We start from the raw sequence: 18,002 nt of genomic DNA, 5'->3' as shown, positions 1-18,002 counted from the left end.
AATCAGCTTAGAAAGCATGGAGTTCGGCGGACAACGCCTGAATTAGTGCACGCGATTCATGCACATCGACCGGGGTAGCCGTTCGGGTAGGCCGCCTTTCACGGAAGGCTCACCTCCGCGAAAGCGCCGGCCGCCTGTGGTCCGTAGACGCGGGCCAGCCGCGTCGCGAGACCGGCGTCGTCCACCGCGTACTCCTGGGTGCCGACGGACTCCAGCGCGTACGCCGCCAGCGCGCACCCGGCCTGCGCCGCCGGGGTCAGGGCGGTGCCGCGCAGCCGGGCCGCGGTGAAACCGGCGCGGAAGGCGTCGCCTGCGCCCGTCGGGTCGGCCATCCGCGCCGGCGTCACCGCGGGCACCTCGACGGCCGGCTCGCCGGCCCGCTCCAGGCGCACGCCCTTCTCTCCGAGCGTGGTGATCCACACACCCACCCGGCCGAGTACGTCCGCCGTGGTCCAGCCCGCCCTCCTGAGCAGCAGGGCGCCCTCGTACTCGTTGGTGAACAGATACGTCGCCCCCGTCACCAGGGCACGCGCCGCCGACCGGTCGATCCTGGCCAGTTGCTGCGAGGGGTCGGCGGCGAAGGCGTAGCCCAGCGCACGACAGGCGGCGGTGTGCCGGAGCATGGCGTCCGGGTCGTCGGGGCCGACGAGCACCAGGTCCGGCCGGCCGGTGCGAGCCGTGACATCGGCGAGGTCCAGGCCGGCCGCCTCGCTCATCGCCCCCGGGTAGAAGGACGCGATCTGGTTGCCCGCACGGTCGGTGGTGCACACGAAGCGGGCCGTGCGCCGGGACGCCGACACCCGCACCGACGCCAGGTCCACACCGTGCGAGCGCAGCCTGCGGCCGTAGTCGTCGAAGTCCTGCCCCACCGCCGCCACCAGCGTGGGCCGCTCGCCCAGCCGGGCCAGCCCGTAGGCGATGTTCGCGCCGACCCCGCCGTGGCGCACCTCGAGATCGTCGACGAGGAACGACAGCGAGACGTGGTCGAGCCGGTCGGCCATCAACTGGTCGGTGAAACGGCCGGGGAAGGTCATCAGATGGTCGGTGGCGACCGAGCCGGTCACCACCACGGTCCGGCCGCTGCCGGTACGGGCCGCCACCTCAGAGCCCCGCCGCCGTGCGCAGCGCCTCGGCGCGATCGGTGCGTTCCCAGGTGAAGTCGGGCAGTTCACGGCCGAAGTGGCCGTAGGCGGCGGTCTGGGCGTAGATCGGGCGCAGCAGGTCCAGGTCACGGACGATCGCGGCAGGACGCAGGTCGAACACCGTGGTGATCGCCTTCTCCAGCACCTCCTGGGCGACAGCGGCGGTGCCGAAGGTCTCGACGAACAACCCCACCGGCTCCGCCTTGCCGATCGCGTACGCCACCTGTACCTCGCAGCGGGCGGCCAGCCCGGCCGCGACGACGTTCTTGGCCACCCAGCGCAGCGCGTAGGCCGCCGACCGGTCCACCTTGGACGGGTCCTTACCCGAGAACGCGCCGCCGCCGTGCCGGGCCATGCCGCCGTACGTGTCGATGATGATCTTGCGGCCGGTCAGTCCGGCATCACCCATCGGACCCCCGATCTCGAACCGGCCGGTGGGGTTCACCAGCAGGCGGTGGCCCTCGGTCTCCAGCTCGACGCCGTCCTCGGCGAGTTCGCGCAGCACGTGCTCGACGACATGGCGGCGTATGTCGGGTATCAGCAGGGCGTCCAGGTCGATGTCGCCCGCGTGCTGCGCGGAGACGACCACCGTGTCCAGCCTGACCGGGCGGCTGCCCAGGTACTCGATGGTGACCTGCGTCTTGCCGTCGGGCCGCAGATAGGGGACGGCGCCGCTGCGCCGGACGTCGGCCAGGCGCTTGGCCAGCCGGTGCGCGAGGAAGACCGGCAGCGGCATCAGGGTGGGCGTCTCGTCGGTGGCATAGCCGAACATCAGGCCCTGATCACCGGCGCCCTGCCGGGCGAACTCGTCGCCGCCGCCCTCCACGCGGGCCTCGTAGGCGGTGTCCACGCCCTGTGCGATGTCCGGGGACTGGGCGCCGATGGACACCGACACACCGCAGGAGGCCCCGTCGAAGCCCTTGGCGGAGGAGTCGTAGCCGATGGCGAGGATCGTCTCGCGGACCAGCGAGGCGATGTCCGCGTACGCCTTCGTCGTGACCTCGCCGGCGAGGTGCACCTGCCCCGTGGTGATCAGGGTCTCCACGGCGACCCGGGACGCCGGGTCCGCGGCCAGGAGCGCGTCGAGGACGGTGTCGCTGATCCGGTCGGCGATCTTGTCGGGGTGGCCCTCGGTGACGGACTCCGAGGTGAACAGACGACGGGACATGGAGGACTCCCTGGGGTCGCAGCGGCTGCTGACTGGTCGCGGCGGCCCGGCGCGGGCAGGTGCCGGCCGCCGCGGGCTCAGCCTGACAACGTCCGGCCGTGCGGCGGAAGGACGTACCGTTCCTGGGGACTGCCGGACCCGGATCCGCGTTCCGGGTACTGGCAGGGCCACCCTGCGGACACAATGCCCCCATGGACAACGAACTGGGGGAGTTCTTACGTACGCGCAGGTCGCGCGTGGCGCCCGAGCAGGTCGGCATGGCACGCGCCGCCGGTCCGAGGCGCACACCGGGCCTGCGCCGGGAGGAACTGGCGGCCCTGACCGGCATCAGCGTGGACTACTACACGCGCATCGAGCAGGGCCGGGCCCGGCAGCCGTCACCGGCGGTCCTGGAGTCGATCGCGGACGCCCTGCGCCTGGACGACGGTGAGCGGGCGCATCTGTTCGCCCTGGTGCACCGGGACGTGCCGCGGGAACGCGGCGCGGCCGACGAAGGGCGCGTCAGCGCGTCGATCCGCCGACTGCTCGATGCGCTGCCCACGCCCGCCTGGGTCGTCAACCACCGCCTGGACGTGCTGGTCTGGAACCGCGGGGCGGCGGCCCTCATCACTGACTGGGCAGAACTCCCGGTGCGGGAGCGCAATCTGCTGCGGTTCGTCTTCCTCGATCCGCGGGCGCGCGGTCTGTGGGCCGACTGGCCCGGCACGGCCGCCGAGTACGTGGGAAAGCTGCGCTCCGCCGCCGCCCGCCGGCCGGACGACCCCACCATCGTCGACCTGGTTGCCGAACTCTCCCGGGCGAGCGAGGAGTTCGTGCACTGGTGGAATCGGCACGACGTGGCGATGTCCGGCCGCGGCCGCGTCGAGTACCGCCATCCCGAGGTGGGCCGTCTCTGCGTCGACTACGAGTCCCTTCGCCTGGCCGGCCCCGGTGAACAGCGGTTGATCGTGGTGAACGCGGAGCCCGGCTCGCGGACCGCCGAACGCCTCCGCACGCTGGCCGACCCCACCCGGGGTAGCCGTCCGGGTACTCCGAACGAGCCCGTGACTCCGCTGGATTGCTAGTCCGGGCTGGCATTGTCCGGCCCCGCGGATACTTGCGAGGGTGAGGCCGTCCCCGGTCCCGGCAGCGCCCGGGCGCGGCATCGACCTTGCGAGGAGAGCAGCGGACCATGGCATCGAGTGTGGGCAACCTGGTGGAGTTCACGGGCGTCGACGGCACCGACGACGCCTCGTGGTTCATCCGCTTCATGGATGTGGCCAACGCCCATCCCGAGTACCGGGACATCGATCTGGCCCTGATCAGGGCGATGGGCGGGGTGAGCGGCAAGACCGTGCTGGACGCGGCCTGCGGCACGGGTGACGACGCACGCGAGATCGGGCGGCAGGTGGGCGGGTCGGGGCGGGTGGTCGGTATCGACCTCAGCGCGGCGATGGTCGCCGAGGCCCGCCGGCGCAGCGCCGGTTCGCCGTGGCCGGTGGAGTTCGCCACCGGTGACATACGCAAGCTCGACTTCCCGGACGCCTCGTTCGACGCCGTACGGGTCAAGCTGGTGCGTCAGCACTGCGACGACCTCGACGCGGCCGACGCCGAGCTGATCCGGGTGACCAGGCCGGGCGGCCGGATCGCCGTCTTCGACTTCGACTTCGAGGCCATGCTGGTCGACCATCCGGACCGGGCCACCACCCGCGAGATCCTGCACAGCTGGACGGACGAGTTCGAGCACGGCTGGACCGGCCGGCAGGCCGCGGGCCGACTGCGCCAACGCGGCTTGACGGACGTCACGATCACCCCGGTCACGGTCCAGTGGCCCTACGACTTCTTCCGGATGTCCCTGGTCGGTCCGCTGGCCCGGGCCCAGGCGTCCGGGGCGCTGCGCCTGTCGGAGGAGCAGCTGCGGCAGTGGTGGGAGCCGCTGGCGCGGGCCGAGGAGCAGGGGCGGTTCTTCTGCGCGCAGACCGGTTTCGTGGTGGGCGCCACGCGCTGATCCGGACGTTCCCGCCGCGGCGCCGTTGTCCCGGACACCGGCGCCGCTGTGCTGCGCGGTCCGGGTCAGACCTGCGTGGCCCCGGTGGGCGCGGGCTGCTCGATCGTGATGAGCAACTTGCGCAGCAGCGCGACGAGTTGTTCCTGCTCCTCGGGGGCGAGCCGGTGGACCAGGTCGGCGGTCGTGTCGGAGTGGGCCATCACCGCCGACTCCGCGAGGGAACGACCGGTGGGGGAGAGGGCGACGAGCAGGGAGCGGCGGTCGTCCGGGTCCAGATAGCGGGTGACGAAACCGCGCTGCTCCAGCCGGGTCAGACGCTTCGTCAGGCCGCCCGAGGAGATCATCAGTTGCTGCTTGAGCGCCGTGGGGGTCAGCTCGTACGGCGGTCCGCTGCGCAGCAGTGTCGCGAGCACGTCGAACTCGCCGGGGTCCAGCTCCAGCGGAGCCAGTGCGGCGGCGTCGAGGCGCGCGAGGTGCTGCGCGATCCGCGCGACGCGCTTGGAGACGGCCAGAGCCTGCAACGGCAGCTCGTACTCACCGGACGCCCACTGATCGAGCAGCTGATCGACGGTGTCGTGGCCATCCATGCGCCCAGCGTAGCACCGGCCTCCGGAGAGTTATCCCGCTGGAAAGTAGTTTTCCAGGAAGTAGTTTGCTAGCGTGGCATCGAGTGAGCGCATGCCTCCGTCCCCCTGTCACCCTCCGACTTGGAGACCGTTCATGAGCAGCACCAACGTCACCCGACGCCAGGCCTTAGCCGAGGCCCCGCCCAGCGTCGCCGCCGGGGCGCGACTGGGGCTCGTCGTGGCCTTCGTCACCCTGCTGGTCCTGGGAACCGACCTGTTCATCGCCTCGCCGCTGCTGCCGGACATCGGCAAGGAGTACGACATCTCCGCGGGCATGGCCGGCAACTCCGTCACGGCCTTCTCCGTGGCCTACATCATCGGCGCGCCCACCGCCGGCGCGCTGACCTACCGGGTCGGGCCGCGGACCGTGCTGGTGCTGGGCCTCGCCGGCTTCGCCCTCGGCAACCTGCTGACGGCGATGTCGCCCTGGTTCTGGATGCTGCTGGTCGTCCGCATCCTGGCCGGCTTCTGCGCCGCCGCCGTCACCCCGACCATCCTCAGCCTCGTCGGACAGGTCGCCCCCGCGGAGCGGCGCGGCGTATGGATGTCCACCGTGATCGCCGGGTTCCTCATCGCCCTCACCACCGGCGCGCCGCTCGGCACGTTCATGGCCGAACGCTGGGGCTGGAAAGCGCCTTTCCTGGCGATCGCCGTCGCCTCCGCCGTCCTCATCGCCGCCAACCGGATCACCTGGCGCTCCGCGGCCTCCCCGGCCGGCCAGGCCGCCGGCTCGGCCGGTGACAAGCTGCCCCTGAGCACCAAGCTGCGCGCGGTGGGCGTCACCGGGTTCTGGTCCTTCGCCGTCTACTGCTTCTACACCTACCTGGGAACGGCCCTGGAGGAGGACGCGCACTTCTCCACCGGCATGATCGCCACCACCCTCGCCGTCTTCGGCGTCGGCGCGGTCGTCGGCAGCTTCGGCGGCGGCGCCCTCGCCGACCGCTTCGGCCAGCAGCGCATCGCCGTACTCAGCCTGCTGCTGCTCTCCGCCGCCCTGGTGCTGATCGACCTCACGCTGACCGGGCCCAAGTGGGTGCTGATCGCCGTACTCTGCCTGTTCGCGCTGGTCGCCTACCCGTGCCTGCCGGCCCACCAGTCCCGGCTGGTGCACACCTTTCCGCAGCATCACATCGGCTCGATGTTCGCCTGGGACGGCTTCTTCATGTACCTGGGCACGTCGATCGGCGCCGCCATCGGCAGCGTGCTGATCACCCAGATCTCCTTCGAGTCCATCCCGGTCGTGTGCGCGGTCGTGGGCGTCCTCGGTGCCTTCTTCTACCGCGCGGCCTTCCCGCGCTCAGGTGCGCCGCAGTCCGTCTGACCCGGGCTCGGCCGAAAGACTCCGCGTTCACGCATTCCCCCGTCGCGAACGCGGACAGGGTTCCGGCCCGCCGCCACCCACGGCAGCGGACCGGAACCCTCGCGCGTGCGGCTCAGCCGGCCGGTGGCGCGGGAAAGGGGCTGCCCGTCACCGTCGCCGCGAGGCTTGTCCCGCGGGGGAACGCGCCCTCCTCCGTCAACGCGACAAGGGCGTAGAGCATCTTGGCGACGTAGAGGCGCTCGACGGGCAGGCCGTGGCGCTGCTCGAAGTCGTCGGCGAAGGCGTCCAGCTCGGGTGTCGTGCGGGCGTATCCGCCGAAGTGGAAGCGCTCGTCCAGTGACCAGGTGCCCTGCGGGCCCCCGAAGGCGGCCTCCTGGAGCCGGCGTATGTCGGCGGCCAGGAAGCCGCCTTTGAGCACCGGGACGCCCAACGCCCGCTGCCCCGCGCCCAGTCCGGCGGCCAGGCCCGCCAGGGTGCCTCCGGTGCCGCAGGCGATGGCCACGACATCCGCCACGCCGCGCAGCTCTGCGCCGAGGGCCGTACAGCCGCGCACGGCCTCGGCGTTGCTGCCGCCCTCCGGGACGACGTACGCCTCCTCGGCGCGGACCGCGCGCAGGATCGCCGCCAGCGTCTCGGGTTCGGCCTTGTGGCGATACGTCGACCTGTCGACGAAGTGCAGCCGCATGCCGTCGGCCGCGCACCGGGCGAGCGAGGGGTTGAGAGGGCGGTCGGCCAGTTCCTGACCGCGGACCACGCCGACCGTGGGCACGCCGAGGAGGCGGCCCGCCGCGGCGGTGGCGCGCAGGTGGTTGGAGTAGGCGCCGCCGAAGGTGACGAGCGGGCGGCCGGCCGCCGCCTCCAGGTTGGGTGCGAGTTTGCGCCACTTGTTGCCGATCAGCTCCGGGTGGATCAGGTCGTCGCGCTTGAGCAGCAGCCGTACGCCGTGACGCTCGAACCGGTCGTCGGCCATTTCCCGCAGCGGCGAGGGCAGGCGGGGCCGAAGAGCGGAGTCGAGGCTGGTCACTCACCCATTGTCGAACATCCGACCGGCTCGGACCGGCGCGTGTGGGCCACTCGCCCGGCGGCCGCGTGAAAACGCGATCCCTGTATGTGCCCAGACTGACAGTGATCCATTCCCGCTCTTTCGTGTAATGGCACGGATACGCTCAGTAATGGAAGGCTTGCCCGAGATATCGGTGCCCACGCAGATCGCTGTCGGGCAAGACCGGGAGGGCAGTTCCTTATGTCGGTAGGCGAAGAGGTCCGCACGGAGCAGGACAAGCCGCAGCAGAGTCTCGGCACCGCGGCTGCGCGGAACCTGGCCACCACCACCAAGTCCGTACCGCAGATGCAGGAGATCAGCTCCCGCTGGCTGCTGCGCAACCTTCCCTGGGTGGAGGTGCAGGGCGGCACGTATCGCGTCAACAGGCGGCTCACCTACGCCGTCGGGGACGGGCGTGTCACCTTCGTGAAGACCGGCGACCGGGTCGAGGTCATCCCGGCCGAACTGTGCGAGCTGCCGGCCCTGCGGTCCTACGAGGACGACGAGGTCCTCGGAGAGCTGGCTCAGCGCTGCAGGCAGCGCGAGTACGCGGCGGGTGAGGTCATCGCCTCCTTCGGCAGCCCGACCGACGAGGTCTACCTGCTGGCGCACGGCCGGGCCGAGAGGGTCGGCGAGGGCCCCTACGGCGACGACGCGGTGCTCGGTGTCCTCGCCGACGGCGCCTACTTCGGCGACACCGCGCTGCTGGACGCGGACGCCATCTGGGAGAACACCGTCCGCGCGGTCACCGCGTGCACCGTGCTGATCCTGTCCCGCCAGGACGTCGAGCAGATCGCCGAGCGTTCGGACTCCCTGCGCGAGCACCTCCAGGAGCTGCGCTCGGTTCCGACGCAGCGCACCAACAAGTACGGCGAGAAGGTCGTCGAACTCGCCTCGGGCCACTCCGGAGAGCCGGACATCCCGCACACCTTCGTCGACTACGAGGCCAAGCCGCGCGAGTACGAGCTGAGCATCGCCCAGACCGTGCTGCGCATCCACTCGCGCGTGGCCGACCTCTACAACCAGCCGATGAACCAGACCGAGCAGCAGTTGCGGCTCACCGTCGAGGCGTTGAAGGAGCGCCAGGAGCACGAGCTGGTCAACAACCGCGACTTCGGCCTGCTGCACAACTGCGAGTACGACCAGCGGCTCCAGCCGCACGCCGGTGTGCCCAGCCCCGACGACATGGACGAGCTGCTCAGCAGGCGGCGCGGGACCAAGCTGTTCCTCGCCCACCCGCGCGCGATCGCCGCGTTCGGGCGTGAGCTCAACAGGCGGGGCCTGGTGCCGGAGACGATCGACATCGGCGGCAACCGCATCCCCACCTGGCGCGGTGTGCCGATCTACCCCTGCAACAAGATCCCCGTCACCGAGGCCCGCACCACCTCGATCATCGCCATGCGTACCGGCGAGCAGGACCAGGGCGTGATCGGCCTGCGCCAGTCCGGCATCCCGGACGAGATCGAGCCGAGCCTGTCGGTGCGGTTCATGGGCATCAACGAACAGGCGATCATCAAGTACCTGGTGACGGCCTACTACTCCGCCGCGGTCCTGGTGCCCGACGCGCTCGGCGTGCTGGAGAACGTCGAGATCGGCCGCTGGCAGTGACCCTTGCCGTCCGTCCGGCGCCGTGCGTCCGCCCCTCGTCGGGGCGGGCGCACCCGTCGTCACGCACCCGCCCCGGCGGAGCGCAGGCACCGGCGTTCCGGGGCTTCGACAGGGGGGTCGTATGGCCGAGTTCATGACGGACACCAGACAGCGCCCCGGCGGCGCCCGGCGCGGCGGGGAGGGACGGGGGCCCATCGGGAGCCAGACGGCGAACGGCGACGGGCGAACGGCTCCGCTCGACGAGGGCGAGCTCGAGCGCGACGGCGAGGGCGCGGGCGAGCGCGAGCGTGATGCCGAGGCCGACGGCGACGGTGACTGCAACGGCCTGGACGGTGGCGGTACCGGCGGTGCGCCGGGGTCGCCGGAGGTCCGGGCGGGCGCCGGTGCTGGTGTGGATGGCAGTGGTGCGGGTGGTGGCCGGTCGATTCCGTCCGCGCGTGATGCTGCGGACAGCGGCGGTGCCGGCAGTGGTGGCGATGCCGACAGCGGCGAGTCCCGCAGTGGCAGCGGTGCCGACATCGACCGTGCCTGCACTGGTGGCGGTGCTGACGTTGGCCGTGTCGGCAGCGGTGGCGGTGTTGACGTCGGCCGTTCCGGCAGTGGCAGCCGTGCCGGCGGCGACGACTCCGCCCCCTCCGGGGCCATCGACGCGCATGAGGCCGTGGCCATTCTGGAGGGTGTCCGGGAGTCGGTCGATCCGGTTCTGCGGGCCGCCCTCGACTCGTTGCCGAGCGGGATGCGGCGGGTCGCGCTCTACCACTTCGGCTGGGAGCGCGCGGACGGTACGCCGGCCGCGGGCAACTCCGGCAAGGCGATCCGGCCGGCGCTGGTGCTGACGGCTGCCGCGGCGCTCGGCGGGCCCGCGGCGCGGGCCGCGGCCGTGCGGGCGGCGGCGGCCGTGGAGCTCGTCCACAACTTCACGCTGCTGCACGACGACGTGATGGACCGCGACACCACCCGGCGGCACCGGCCCACCGCCTGGGCGGTGTTCGGCCACGCCGACGCGATCCTCGCGGGCGACGCCATGCAGGCCCTGGCGCTGCGCCTCCTCGCGGAGGACCCGCACCCGGCGTCCGCGAGGGCCATCGCCCGGCTCACGGCGTGTGTCGTCGAGCTGTGCGAGGGCCAGCAGGTGGACACGGCGTTGGAGCGGCGCGCGCCCGCCGAGGTCGGCCTCGACGAGGTGCTCGCCATGGCGGAGGCCAAGACGGGGGCCCTGCTGGGCTGCGCGTGCGCGCTGGGCGCGCTGTACGCGGGGGCCGCGCAGGAGGACGTCGAGGCGCTGGATGCGTTCGGCCGGGAGGCGGGCCTCGCCTTCCAGCTCATCGACGACGTCATCGGCATCTGGGGCGACCCGGGGCACACCGGCAAGCCGGCCGGAGCGGATCTCGCGGCGCGCAAGAAGTCGCTGCCGGTCGTCGCCGCGCTGACCTCGGGTACGGCGGCCGCGACCGAGCTGGCCGGGCTGTACGAAGTCCCGTACGCGCAGGAGGATCTGGAGCGCACCGCCCTCGCCGTGGAGCGGGCCGGCGGGCGCGACTGGGCCCAGGCCCAGGCCGCCGACCGCATGTCCCGGGCCATGTCCGAACTGGCCCGCGCCGTCCCCGACCCCGAGACGGCGGGCGGCCTCCTCTCCCTGGCGGAGTTCGTCACCCGCCGCACGAGCTAGGGGAGAGGCGCTTCAGAGGCCCGGCGGCCTCCGCGGCTCCGGCCCCGGCGCGGTCCTGACCCCGCGCGGGCGCCGGGGCCCCGGCCGGCCCCTTCGACGCCCTCGGCCTCTCCGACCACCCCGGGCACCTCCCCCCGGCCTCTCCGACCACCCCGGGACCTCCCCCCTCGGCCCCTCCCACCCCACCACACCCCCCGCTAGGCTCAACCCCCATACGATCATGGTCCGTTGAGAGGCGTGCGGCATGGGTGTGGGCATACGGGTGGCAGGGGAGGGCGACCGGGAGGCGGTCGTGGCGTTGTTGGACCGGGCGTTCATGGACGACCCCGTGAGCGGCTGGGTGTTTCCCGGGGAGGCGTACCGGCGGGCGACGCATCACCGGCTGATGGCGGCCTTCACGGACATCGTGCTCGCGGACGGGTGGGTCGACCTCACCGAGGACGGCGCGGCCTGCGCGCTGTGGTTGTCCGTACCGGCGCAGGAGCATCAGGAAGAGGGCGACGAGGACGGGTTCGCGCAGATGCGGGAGGCCGTCGATCCGGAGAACGAGCGCGTCGAACTCATCGGGCGGCTGACCGCCGGGATCCATCCTTCGGACCGAGCCCACGCCTACCTGTGGATGATCGGCGTGGACCCGGCCCAGCAGGGGCGCGGACTGGGGACCGCGCTCGTCGAGCACGTCCTGGAGCGCTGCGACCGCGACGGACTGCCCGCCTATCTGGAGGCCAGCAACGCCCGCAGCCGGGCGCTGTACGAGCGGCTCGGGTTCGAGGTGCTCGGCGCCCCGCTGGAGCTGCCCGGCGGTCCGTCGATGTGGCCCATGTGGCGCGAGCCGCGAGGAAACCGCGCGTAAACCCCTTGAACCACTCCGACTGAAGTACTACAACTGGAGCGGTCAAGAAACGCGGTCAAGAAACGCGGTCAAGAAACGCGGTCAAGAAACGCATCGTGCGGCAACCCACGGAAAGAGACCCGCTTGCGCAAGCTCACGTACTTCATCGCCTGCTCCCTCGACGGCTTCATCGGAGACCCGTCCGGCGACGCATCGGCGATGATGGCCCTCCTCGACGAGGAGTTCATCGGCTACCTCGCCACCGAGTGCCCCGACACCCTCCCCGCCCCCGCCCGCGCGGCCATGGGGCTCGCCGACCGGCCGCTGGAGCGGTTCGACACGGTGATCCAGGGCCGCGGCAGCTACGAGGTGGGCCTGAAGGAGGGCGTCACCAGCCCCTACGCCCACCTGCGTGAGTACGTCGCCTCGCACAGCCTGACCGAGTCCCCCGACCCGAACGTCGAGATCATCTCCGGGGACCTCGTCGCCAAGGTCCGTGAACTCAAGGCGGAGGACAGCGAGTTCGACATCTACCTGTGCGGCGGGGCCACGGTCGCCGGTGAACTGCTCGACGAGATCGACGAGCTCGTCATCAAGACGTACCCGCTCGTCTACGGCAGCGGCATGCCGATGTTCGCCGCCGGCGTGTCCCTCACGTACTTCACCCTGGACTCGGTGCGCACCTTCGGCAACGGCGCGCTGGTGCGGACGTACAGCAGGAAGCGCTGAGCCCCCGCCCGCCCTACCCTGAAGGCATGGACAGCGAAGAGCCCGTCTGTCCCGTCTGCGGACAGCCCGTCGAAACGGTCGTCCGGCGTCACAAGACGCTGGGCGCATGGGTTCCCAAGTGGGAGCCAGGCCCCTGCCGAAACCCGGAGTGCGAGGCGTACGACACGGAGGGCGCCGAGCGTCCGCACGGACACGGCCACGCCCCCGCACGGGAGGACGAGCCGCGGACCGGACAGCCGGCTCCGGAGAATTCCTGAACCCCGCTGTCGAGAATTCCCGGCCGGCTCCGACGTCCCCTGTGAGAGCCGCCCACCGGGGGCGGCCCGGCCGAAGGAGCCGACGATGAAGTACCTGGTCATGGTGCAGGGCAGCCAGGCGGACTACGAGGCGATGCGGGGCAACGGCTCCGCGCAGTCGCCGGCCTGGACCGAGGACGAGGTCAAGGCCATGTACGCGTACATGAGCGCCATCAACGACGACCTCGCCGAGACCGGCGAGCTGGTCGACGGGCAGGGCCTCGGCGAGCCCGCCGGCACCCGGCACGTCACGCTGGGCGAGGACGGCAAGGCGGTCGTCACGGACGGGCCGTACGGCGAGACCAAGGAGCTGCTGGCCGGCTACTGGGTGCTGGACTGCGCGAGCCTGGAGCGGGTCACCGAGATCGCCGAGCGTGTCATCCGCTGCCCCCAGCCCGCGGGTGCCCCGGTCTATCCGGTGGTGATCCGGCAGATCATGGAAGGCGCCGGGGACGACGTCTGCTGACCCCGTGTCCGAGCCGTACGCGATCGAGGACCTGCTGCGCAGCCACGTGCCGCAGGTCCTCGGCGCGCTCGTCCGCCGCCACGGTCACTTCGACGCCGCCGAGGACGCCGTGCAGGAGGCCCTGCTCGCGGCGGCCCGGCAGTGGCCCGAGCAGGGGGTGCCCGACAATCCGAGAGGCTGGCTGATCAGGGTCGCCTCGCGGCGGCTCACCGACGCCCTGCGCAGCGACGAGGCGCGGCGCGAGCGGGAGCGCCGGGCCGTCCGGCTCACCTCGCGCGACGCGCCGCCCGCCGACGACGGGGCACCGCGCGAGGACGACACCCTCACCCTGTTCTTCCTGTGCTGCCACCCCGACCTGCCGCCCTCCGCCCGGATCGCCCTCACCCTGCGCGCGGTCGGCGGTCTGACCACCGCCGAGATCGCCCGCGCCTGTCTCGTCCCCGAGGCGACCATGGCGCAGCGGATCAGCCGGGCCAAGAAGAAGCTGCGCGGGGTGCGCTTCGGCCGCCCGGACCACTGGGAGGAGCGCCTCCCGGACGTCCTGCACACCCTCTACCTGATCTTCAACGAGGGCTACACCGCCACCTCCGGCAGCAGCCTCCAGCGGCGTGACCTGGCCCGCGAGGCCGTCAGGCTGGCCCGCGCCCTGCACCGGCTGCTCCCCGGCGACGGCGAGGCGGCCGGGCTGCTGGCCCTGATGCTGCTCACCGACGCCCGCCACGAGGCCCGCAGCGGTCCGCACGGCGAGCTGATCCCGCTCGACGAGCAGGACCGCGGCCGCTGGGACAGGGCCGCGATCGAGGAGGGCGTCGCCCTGGTGACCCGGGCGCTCACGGCAGGACCGGCCGGACCGTACGCGCTGCGCGCCGCCATCGCCGCCGTCCACGACGAGGCCCCGACCCCCGAAGCGACCGACTGGCGCGAGATCCTGGGCCTGTACGACGTGCTCGTCGGTCTGGTCCCCGGCCCCGTCGAGCGTCTGAACCGGGCCGTGGCCCTCGCCATGGTCCACGGCCCGCGCGCGGGGCTCGCCGCGCTGGACGCCCTCGACGGCGAACTGGGCCACCGGCTGGACGCCGTACGCGCGCATCTGCTGGAGCGGGCGGGCGAGCACCGGGCCGCGCGCGCCGCCTACGAGTCGGCGGCCGCGAAGACCCTCAGCCTGCCCGAGCAGCGCTATCTGCGGCAGCGGGCGGCACGGCTGAGCGGCTAGCGTGGGCCCATGCCCGAACAGCCGTCCAACCAGCCGTTGATCCTGCACATCACCGAGCGCTCCCTGTGGGACGCGGCCCGCGAGCGCGGCGCCTACGAGATGTCGACCCGCGGCCGCACCCTCCAGGAGGAGGGCTTCATCCACTGCTCGACCCGCGAGCAGCTCCCGCGCGTCGCCGCCTTCCTCTACGGCTCCTACGACGGCCCCGACGAGCTGGTCGTCCTGGTGATCGACCCGGCGCGGCTCGCATCGCCGCTGAAGTACGAGGCACCCGAGCCCGGCGCCGAGGAGTTCCCGCACGTGTACGGGCCCGTCCCGGTGGACGCCGTGGTCGACGTGGAGGTCTGGGCGTGAGCCGGTTATGGCGGCGGGCGGTCCTGTGCTGGGCGGTCCTGGTCGCCGTCGGGGGCGGGCTGACCCTGTGGCTCCAGGACTCGGCGCAGCCGCCGCCGCGGGCCCGCTGGGAGGAGTCCCGCACCCCCGTGCCGGTGCCCAGCGACTACACCTGCCCGACGCAGGACGCCGACCTCGTCGTGTGCGCCTACGCCACCATCGGCTAGGCCCTGTCTTCCGGATCATGCCGGCGTCGCGGGGTCTGGCACGCACTCCCCCACTGCCTTAAGGGCGTGGGGGGACCCCCAGCCGCGTTGTCGTCACTCGCCGACGCTCCGCGTCGACTCCCTCCTCCGCCTTGCAGCTGCACGCACCAGACCCCGCTCGACCCGGCCAGGAGGCAGAAGCGCCTCGCAGCCGACCTGATCCGGAAGACAGGCCCTAGCGCCCCGGCAGCGCGCCCGTCTCCGGGTCCCGGCCGGTCAGGCAGTACGTGCCGCCCGCCGGGTCGCGCATCACCGTCCAGTGGCCGCCGCGGGCCACGAGCTCGGCGCCCAGCTTCTCGTGTTCCGCGCGGGTCGCCTCGATGTCCGCGCAGGCGAGGTCGAGGTGCGCGGAGGCGGGCCGCTCGGTGCCCAGGCGTTGCAGCAGCAGCCGTACGGGCAGCCCGGGCGGCGGCATGAGCACATGGAACTCCGGCCGGGAGCCGGGCAGCGACTGCCAGCCGGCCAGCAGGCCGGTCCAGAAGGCGACTTCGGCGTCGTAGGCGGAGGGCGGGACGTCCAGGGCGAGCTGGTCCAGCCGGCTGCCGTGCACCACGGGCGGCCGGACCGCCTCACCCTGCCAGGGCACCGCGCAGAACAACTGCCCGGCCGGGGAGCGCAGTACGGCCCACCCCTCGTGCCCGGCGGCCAGGTCCGCGCCCAGCCCCAGCGCCTGTTCGGTGAAGGTGTCGACGTCGTCGACGGCGAAGTCCGGATGCGCGCCGCCCTCGCCCGATGCGACCCCCTGCACCTTCACGCACGGGTCGGCGCCGTCCGGCAGCAGTGTGGTGAACTCGCCCAGGTCGCCGCGGAGTTCGGACAACCGGGTGTCCGTCACCGCGGTCCAGAACGCGCACGCCTCCTCGAAGCGCGCGGCGGGCCGGTCGGCGAAGGCGTACGTCCAGCGGATGCTCATGCCGGTGATCGTAGGCGCGAAGTCCTGTGCGGCCGCCGGAATTTCAGTGCGCGGGCCGCTGCAGGAAGCGCAGCATGTTCCCGGCCGGGTCGCGGAACGCGCAGTCGCGCACCCCGTACGGCTGGTCCATCGGCTCCTGGATCACATCGGCGCCCGCCTCGCGCACCCGGTCGAACAGGGCGTCGCAGTCGGCGGTGGTGAAGTTGACCCCGCGCAGCAGCCCCTTGGCCAGCAGCACGGCCATCGCCTCCTTGTCGGCCGGGGAGGCGTCCGGGTCCGCGGCCGGCGGCTCCAGGACGATCTCCACGTCCGGCTGGAGCGGCGAGCTCAGCGTCACCCAGCGCATGCCCTCGAAGCCGACGTCGTTCCTGACCTCCAGGCCGAGGACGTCACGGTAGAAGATCAGCGCCTTGTCGTGGTCGTCGACGGCGATGAAGCACTGCCTGAGTTTGAGGTCCATGCCCTCACGCTAGGACGCTCAGCGCTGGGGCGCACGACGCGGCCGCGTGTACTTGCGTGCGACGCACGGCGGGATCACCGCACTGTCCTCGTGCGAGCGCGCCCGGTACGCGCTCGGCGTCTCGCCCACGAGCTGTGTGAAGCGGGCGCTGAACGAGCCGAGCGAGGTGCAGCCCACCGCCATGCACACCTCGGTCACGCTCAGGTCGCCGCGCCGCAGCAGCGCCTTGGCCCGCTCGACCCGGCGCGTCATCAGATAGCCGTACGGTGTCTCGCCGTACGCCTCGCGGAAGCTGCGCTGGAAGTGGCCGGGCGACATCAGCGCGGTCGCCGCGAGCGCCGCCACGTCCAGCGGCTCGGCGTACTCGCGGTCCATGCGGTCCCGCGCCTTCCGCAGCCGGACCAGGTCGTCCCTGTTCACGCCCTCAGCATGGCACGGTCCGGCGCGCCCGAGGTCTCCTCGGCGTGCTCGGCGTCCCAGCGGGCGCGGGCCTCGGTGATGGCCGGGGTGTGCGCGCGGGACCAGTCGGCGAGGCCCTCGATCATCCCGGCGAGACTGCGGCCCGTCGCGGTCAGGGCGTACTCGGTCTGCGGCGGGATCGTCGGGTACACCGTGCGCTCCACCAGGCCGTCCCGGCACAGCCGCCGGGTCGTCACGGTCAGCATGCGCTGGGAGATGCCGGGGATCGCGCGCTGGAGCTCGCGGAACCGCCGAACGCCCTTGGCGAGTTCGACGACGACCAGCACCGACCACTTGTCGCCGATGCGGTCCAGCACCTCCCGGATGCCGCAGTCGTCGTCCCCGCAGGGGCCGTGCGCGGCCTCGGGGGTGGTTACCGGTGTGTGCCCCACTGACATGAAAGTGCCTCCTTACGCCCGGAGCCGATCCCGGCGAAGCTGGTCGTGGCGATCATCCAACGCGATGATCACTCGATCCAACCACCGTCGATGCGGAGGCATTTCCATGATTCTCGTGACCGGCGCGTCCGGAGCGCTCGCGGGCCTCGTCCTGGACCGGCTCAGGGCCGCCGAAGCGGCCGGTGGCCCCGAGGTGGTCGCCGGCACGCGCGCGCCGGCGCCCGGTTCGGGGCAGCGCCGCGTCGACTTCGACGACCCGGCGTCCCTCGCGGAGAGCTTCGCGGGTGTCGACGTCCTGGTGTTCGTCTCGGCCGGGTACGCCGAGGACGACGTGGTGATGGACCGGCACGGGGCGGTGGTCGACGCGGCCGCGGCGGCGGGCGTACGTCATGTGATCTACACCAGCCTGGCCGGCTCGGGCGAGCGGATCACCCTGTCCGTCGCGCACCGCTGGACCGAGGAGCGCCTGGCCAAGGCCCCCTTCGCCACCACCGTGCTGCGCAACGGCCTGTACGCCGAGATCCCGGCCGTCCTCGCGCTCGCCGCGGCCGCCGCTCCGCCGGCCGTGACCGGCGTCTTCGGCGCGCCCTTCGGCGACGGCCGGGTCTCGGTGGTGGCCCGCGAGGACCTCGCCGACGTCACCGCGAAGGTCGCGCTGGAGGCGCACGCCGAGCCCGGCCGGCACGCGGGCCGGACGTACGAGCTGGAGGGCGTGGAGACCCTGCACGGGGACGACATCGCCGCGGCGCTGACGGACGCTCTGGGCCGGCCGGTGCGCTACGAGCCGACGCCCCTGGGCCCCGCCCGTGAGGTCCTGGCCGCAGGCGGCCAGCTCCCCTACCAGATCGGCCACACCGTCTCGTTCTTCGCCAACCACCGTGCCGGCTGGCTCACGGCCGACCGCAGCGACCTGCCGGAGCTGCTGGACAACCCGCCGCGCCCGGTCCGGCCGCTGGTCGTGGCCGCGGTGGAGGGCGCCGGGGCACACTGACCGCAAACGACTCAGGGGTCCGGCCGATGGTTCGGCCGGACCCCTGAGTCGAGGCGATGGACCCGCGGTGGTGCACCGACCGC

Annotated in this window: 20 protein-coding genes; 12 read left to right on the top strand and 8 right to left on the bottom strand. The window is 72.5% G+C overall.

Going from position 1 to position 18,002, the window contains the following annotated elements:
- Positions 1 to 98: 98 nt before the first annotated feature.
- Positions 99 to 1,034, bottom strand: coding sequence for a carbohydrate kinase family protein (locus ACIQ6Y_RS25650; RefSeq protein WP_404042636.1), 936 nt, complete (start codon positions 1,032 to 1,034; stop codon positions 99 to 101).
- 67 nt (positions 1,035 to 1,101) lie between these two features.
- Entirely contained in the window at positions 1,102 to 2,310 is a 1,209-nt protein-coding gene (metK, locus tag ACIQ6Y_RS25645; protein ID WP_404042319.1) for a methionine adenosyltransferase, read from the bottom strand.
- A gap of 191 nt (positions 2,311 to 2,501) precedes the next feature.
- Here metK and ACIQ6Y_RS25640 point away from each other — a divergent pair, with 191 nt between their 5' ends.
- Positions 2,502 to 3,374 (top strand): helix-turn-helix transcriptional regulator, encoded by an 873-nt coding sequence (locus ACIQ6Y_RS25640; RefSeq protein ID WP_404042318.1) that lies wholly within the window; start codon positions 2,502 to 2,504, stop codon positions 3,372 to 3,374.
- 107 nt (positions 3,375 to 3,481) lie between these two features.
- Entirely contained in the window at positions 3,482 to 4,297 is an 816-nt protein-coding gene (locus tag ACIQ6Y_RS25635) for a methyltransferase domain-containing protein (RefSeq protein ID WP_404042317.1), read from the top strand.
- 65 nt (positions 4,298 to 4,362) lie between these two features.
- Here ACIQ6Y_RS25635 and ACIQ6Y_RS25630 read toward each other — a convergent pair whose 3' ends face one another.
- On the bottom strand, positions 4,363 to 4,884 hold the full coding sequence (locus tag ACIQ6Y_RS25630) for a MarR family winged helix-turn-helix transcriptional regulator (RefSeq protein ID WP_404042316.1): 522 nt from the start codon (positions 4,882 to 4,884) through the stop codon (positions 4,363 to 4,365).
- Positions 4,885 to 5,017: 133 nt separating this feature from the next.
- On the opposite strand from ACIQ6Y_RS25630, the gene ACIQ6Y_RS25625 reads away from it, so the two are divergent.
- Positions 5,018 to 6,244 (top strand): MFS transporter, encoded by a 1,227-nt coding sequence (locus ACIQ6Y_RS25625; RefSeq protein WP_404042315.1) that lies wholly within the window; start codon positions 5,018 to 5,020, stop codon positions 6,242 to 6,244.
- A gap of 112 nt (positions 6,245 to 6,356) precedes the next feature.
- On the opposite strand, the gene ACIQ6Y_RS25620 is transcribed toward ACIQ6Y_RS25625, so the two are convergent.
- Positions 6,357 to 7,268, bottom strand: a complete 912-nt coding sequence (locus tag ACIQ6Y_RS25620; RefSeq protein WP_404042314.1) for a 1-aminocyclopropane-1-carboxylate deaminase/D-cysteine desulfhydrase — start codon at positions 7,266 to 7,268, stop codon at positions 6,357 to 6,359.
- A 219-nt stretch (positions 7,269 to 7,487) separates the two neighbouring features.
- Here ACIQ6Y_RS25620 and ACIQ6Y_RS25615 point away from each other — a divergent pair, with 219 nt between their 5' ends.
- The 8 genes from ACIQ6Y_RS25615 (at position 7,488) to ACIQ6Y_RS25580 (ending at position 14,659) form a co-directional block, all read left to right on the top strand.
- Positions 7,488 to 8,894 carry a family 2B encapsulin nanocompartment shell protein gene (locus tag ACIQ6Y_RS25615; protein WP_404042313.1) on the top strand — a complete coding sequence of 469 codons (1,407 nt, stop codon included), beginning with the start codon at positions 7,488 to 7,490 and terminating at the stop codon, positions 8,892 to 8,894.
- A 643-nt stretch (positions 8,895 to 9,537) separates the two neighbouring features.
- Positions 9,538 to 10,563, top strand: coding sequence for a family 2 encapsulin nanocompartment cargo protein polyprenyl transferase (locus ACIQ6Y_RS25610; protein ID WP_404042635.1), 1,026 nt, complete (start codon positions 9,538 to 9,540; stop codon positions 10,561 to 10,563).
- A 244-nt stretch (positions 10,564 to 10,807) separates the two neighbouring features.
- A complete protein-coding gene (locus ACIQ6Y_RS25605) occupies positions 10,808 to 11,416 on the top strand; it encodes a GNAT family N-acetyltransferase (RefSeq protein ID WP_404042312.1) in 609 nt (202 codons plus the stop codon).
- Positions 11,417 to 11,539: 123 nt separating this feature from the next.
- Positions 11,540 to 12,124: a dihydrofolate reductase family protein gene (locus ACIQ6Y_RS25600; protein WP_404042311.1), complete on the top strand. Its 585-nt coding sequence runs from the start codon at positions 11,540 to 11,542 to the stop codon at positions 12,122 to 12,124.
- 342 nt (positions 12,125 to 12,466) lie between these two features.
- Positions 12,467 to 12,886: a YciI family protein gene (locus ACIQ6Y_RS25595; protein ID WP_404042310.1), complete on the top strand. Its 420-nt coding sequence runs from the start codon at positions 12,467 to 12,469 to the stop codon at positions 12,884 to 12,886.
- Positions 12,887 to 12,890: 4 nt separating this feature from the next.
- The gene (locus ACIQ6Y_RS25590; protein WP_404042309.1) at positions 12,891 to 14,099 is read left to right on the top strand and encodes an RNA polymerase sigma factor; all 1,209 of its coding nucleotides are present in this window, start codon (positions 12,891 to 12,893) and stop codon (positions 14,097 to 14,099) included.
- Positions 14,100 to 14,108: 9 nt separating this feature from the next.
- Entirely contained in the window at positions 14,109 to 14,453 is a 345-nt protein-coding gene (locus tag ACIQ6Y_RS25585; protein ID WP_404042308.1) for a DUF952 domain-containing protein, read from the top strand.
- The gene (locus ACIQ6Y_RS25580) at positions 14,450 to 14,659 is read left to right on the top strand and encodes a hypothetical protein (RefSeq protein WP_404042307.1); all 210 of its coding nucleotides are present in this window, start codon (positions 14,450 to 14,452) and stop codon (positions 14,657 to 14,659) included. Before ACIQ6Y_RS25585 ends, ACIQ6Y_RS25580 begins: the two co-directional genes overlap by 4 nt.
- Positions 14,660 to 14,873: 214 nt before the next feature.
- Here the strand turns inward: ACIQ6Y_RS25580 and ACIQ6Y_RS25575 are convergent, their stop codons facing one another.
- Genes ACIQ6Y_RS25575 through ACIQ6Y_RS25560 form a run of 4 tightly spaced genes read right to left on the bottom strand, consistent with a single transcriptional unit; the run spans position 14,874 to position 16,928 of the window.
- Complete coding sequence (locus ACIQ6Y_RS25575; RefSeq protein WP_404042306.1) at positions 14,874 to 15,611, bottom strand: VOC family protein; 738 nt, start codon at positions 15,609 to 15,611, stop codon at positions 14,874 to 14,876.
- A 43-nt stretch (positions 15,612 to 15,654) separates the two neighbouring features.
- The gene (locus tag ACIQ6Y_RS25570) at positions 15,655 to 16,071 is read right to left on the bottom strand and encodes a VOC family protein (RefSeq protein WP_404042305.1); all 417 of its coding nucleotides are present in this window, start codon (positions 16,069 to 16,071) and stop codon (positions 15,655 to 15,657) included.
- A gap of 18 nt (positions 16,072 to 16,089) precedes the next feature.
- On the bottom strand, positions 16,090 to 16,491 hold the full coding sequence (locus tag ACIQ6Y_RS25565) for a helix-turn-helix transcriptional regulator (RefSeq protein ID WP_404042304.1): 402 nt from the start codon (positions 16,489 to 16,491) through the stop codon (positions 16,090 to 16,092).
- The gene (locus ACIQ6Y_RS25560) at positions 16,488 to 16,928 is read right to left on the bottom strand and encodes a winged helix-turn-helix transcriptional regulator (protein ID WP_404042303.1); all 441 of its coding nucleotides are present in this window, start codon (positions 16,926 to 16,928) and stop codon (positions 16,488 to 16,490) included. Before ACIQ6Y_RS25560 ends, ACIQ6Y_RS25565 begins: the two co-directional genes overlap by 4 nt.
- A gap of 106 nt (positions 16,929 to 17,034) precedes the next feature.
- On the opposite strand from ACIQ6Y_RS25560, the gene ACIQ6Y_RS25555 reads away from it, so the two are divergent.
- Positions 17,035 to 17,919 carry an NmrA family NAD(P)-binding protein gene (locus ACIQ6Y_RS25555; RefSeq protein WP_404042302.1) on the top strand — a complete coding sequence of 295 codons (885 nt, stop codon included), beginning with the start codon at positions 17,035 to 17,037 and terminating at the stop codon, positions 17,917 to 17,919.
- Positions 17,920 to 18,002 lie beyond the last annotated feature (83 nt).

Origin of the sequence: Streptomyces sp. NPDC096205, assembly GCF_044763135.1 — a bacterium.
Classification (GTDB): Bacteria; Actinomycetota; Actinomycetes; order Streptomycetales; family Streptomycetaceae; genus Streptomyces.
Note: the sequence above shows the minus strand (reverse complement) of the source record. Positions and strands in the feature narration are given on the sequence as shown.

Excerpts from the sequence above, each read along its gene's own strand:
- ACIQ6Y_RS25575 (WP_404042306.1), bottom strand. The coding sequence starts at position 15,611 with ATGAGCATCCGCTGGACGTACGCCTTCGCCGACCGGCCCGCCGCGCGC.
- ACIQ6Y_RS25585 (WP_404042308.1), top strand. The coding sequence starts at position 14,109 with ATGCCCGAACAGCCGTCCAACCAGCCGTTGATCCTGCACATCACCGAG.
- ACIQ6Y_RS25650 (WP_404042636.1), bottom strand. The coding sequence starts at position 1,034 with ATGACCTTCCCCGGCCGTTTCACCGACCAGTTGATGGCCGACCGGCTC.
- ACIQ6Y_RS25630 (WP_404042316.1), bottom strand. The coding sequence starts at position 4,884 with ATGGATGGCCACGACACCGTCGATCAGCTGCTCGATCAGTGGGCGTCC.
- ACIQ6Y_RS25560 (WP_404042303.1), bottom strand. The coding sequence starts at position 16,928 with ATGTCAGTGGGGCACACACCGGTAACCACCCCCGAGGCCGCGCACGGC.
- ACIQ6Y_RS25625 (WP_404042315.1), top strand. The coding sequence starts at position 5,018 with ATGAGCAGCACCAACGTCACCCGACGCCAGGCCTTAGCCGAGGCCCCG.
- ACIQ6Y_RS25635 (WP_404042317.1), top strand. The coding sequence starts at position 3,482 with ATGGCATCGAGTGTGGGCAACCTGGTGGAGTTCACGGGCGTCGACGGC.
- ACIQ6Y_RS25555 (WP_404042302.1), top strand. The coding sequence starts at position 17,035 with ATGATTCTCGTGACCGGCGCGTCCGGAGCGCTCGCGGGCCTCGTCCTG.
- metK (WP_404042319.1), bottom strand. The coding sequence starts at position 2,310 with ATGTCCCGTCGTCTGTTCACCTCGGAGTCCGTCACCGAGGGCCACCCC.
- ACIQ6Y_RS25605 (WP_404042312.1), top strand. The coding sequence starts at position 10,808 with ATGGGTGTGGGCATACGGGTGGCAGGGGAGGGCGACCGGGAGGCGGTC.
- ACIQ6Y_RS25570 (WP_404042305.1), bottom strand. The coding sequence starts at position 16,071 with ATGGACCTCAAACTCAGGCAGTGCTTCATCGCCGTCGACGACCACGAC.
- ACIQ6Y_RS25640 (WP_404042318.1), top strand. The coding sequence starts at position 2,502 with ATGGACAACGAACTGGGGGAGTTCTTACGTACGCGCAGGTCGCGCGTG.
- ACIQ6Y_RS25595 (WP_404042310.1), top strand. The coding sequence starts at position 12,467 with ATGAAGTACCTGGTCATGGTGCAGGGCAGCCAGGCGGACTACGAGGCG.
- ACIQ6Y_RS25615 (WP_404042313.1), top strand. The coding sequence starts at position 7,488 with ATGTCGGTAGGCGAAGAGGTCCGCACGGAGCAGGACAAGCCGCAGCAG.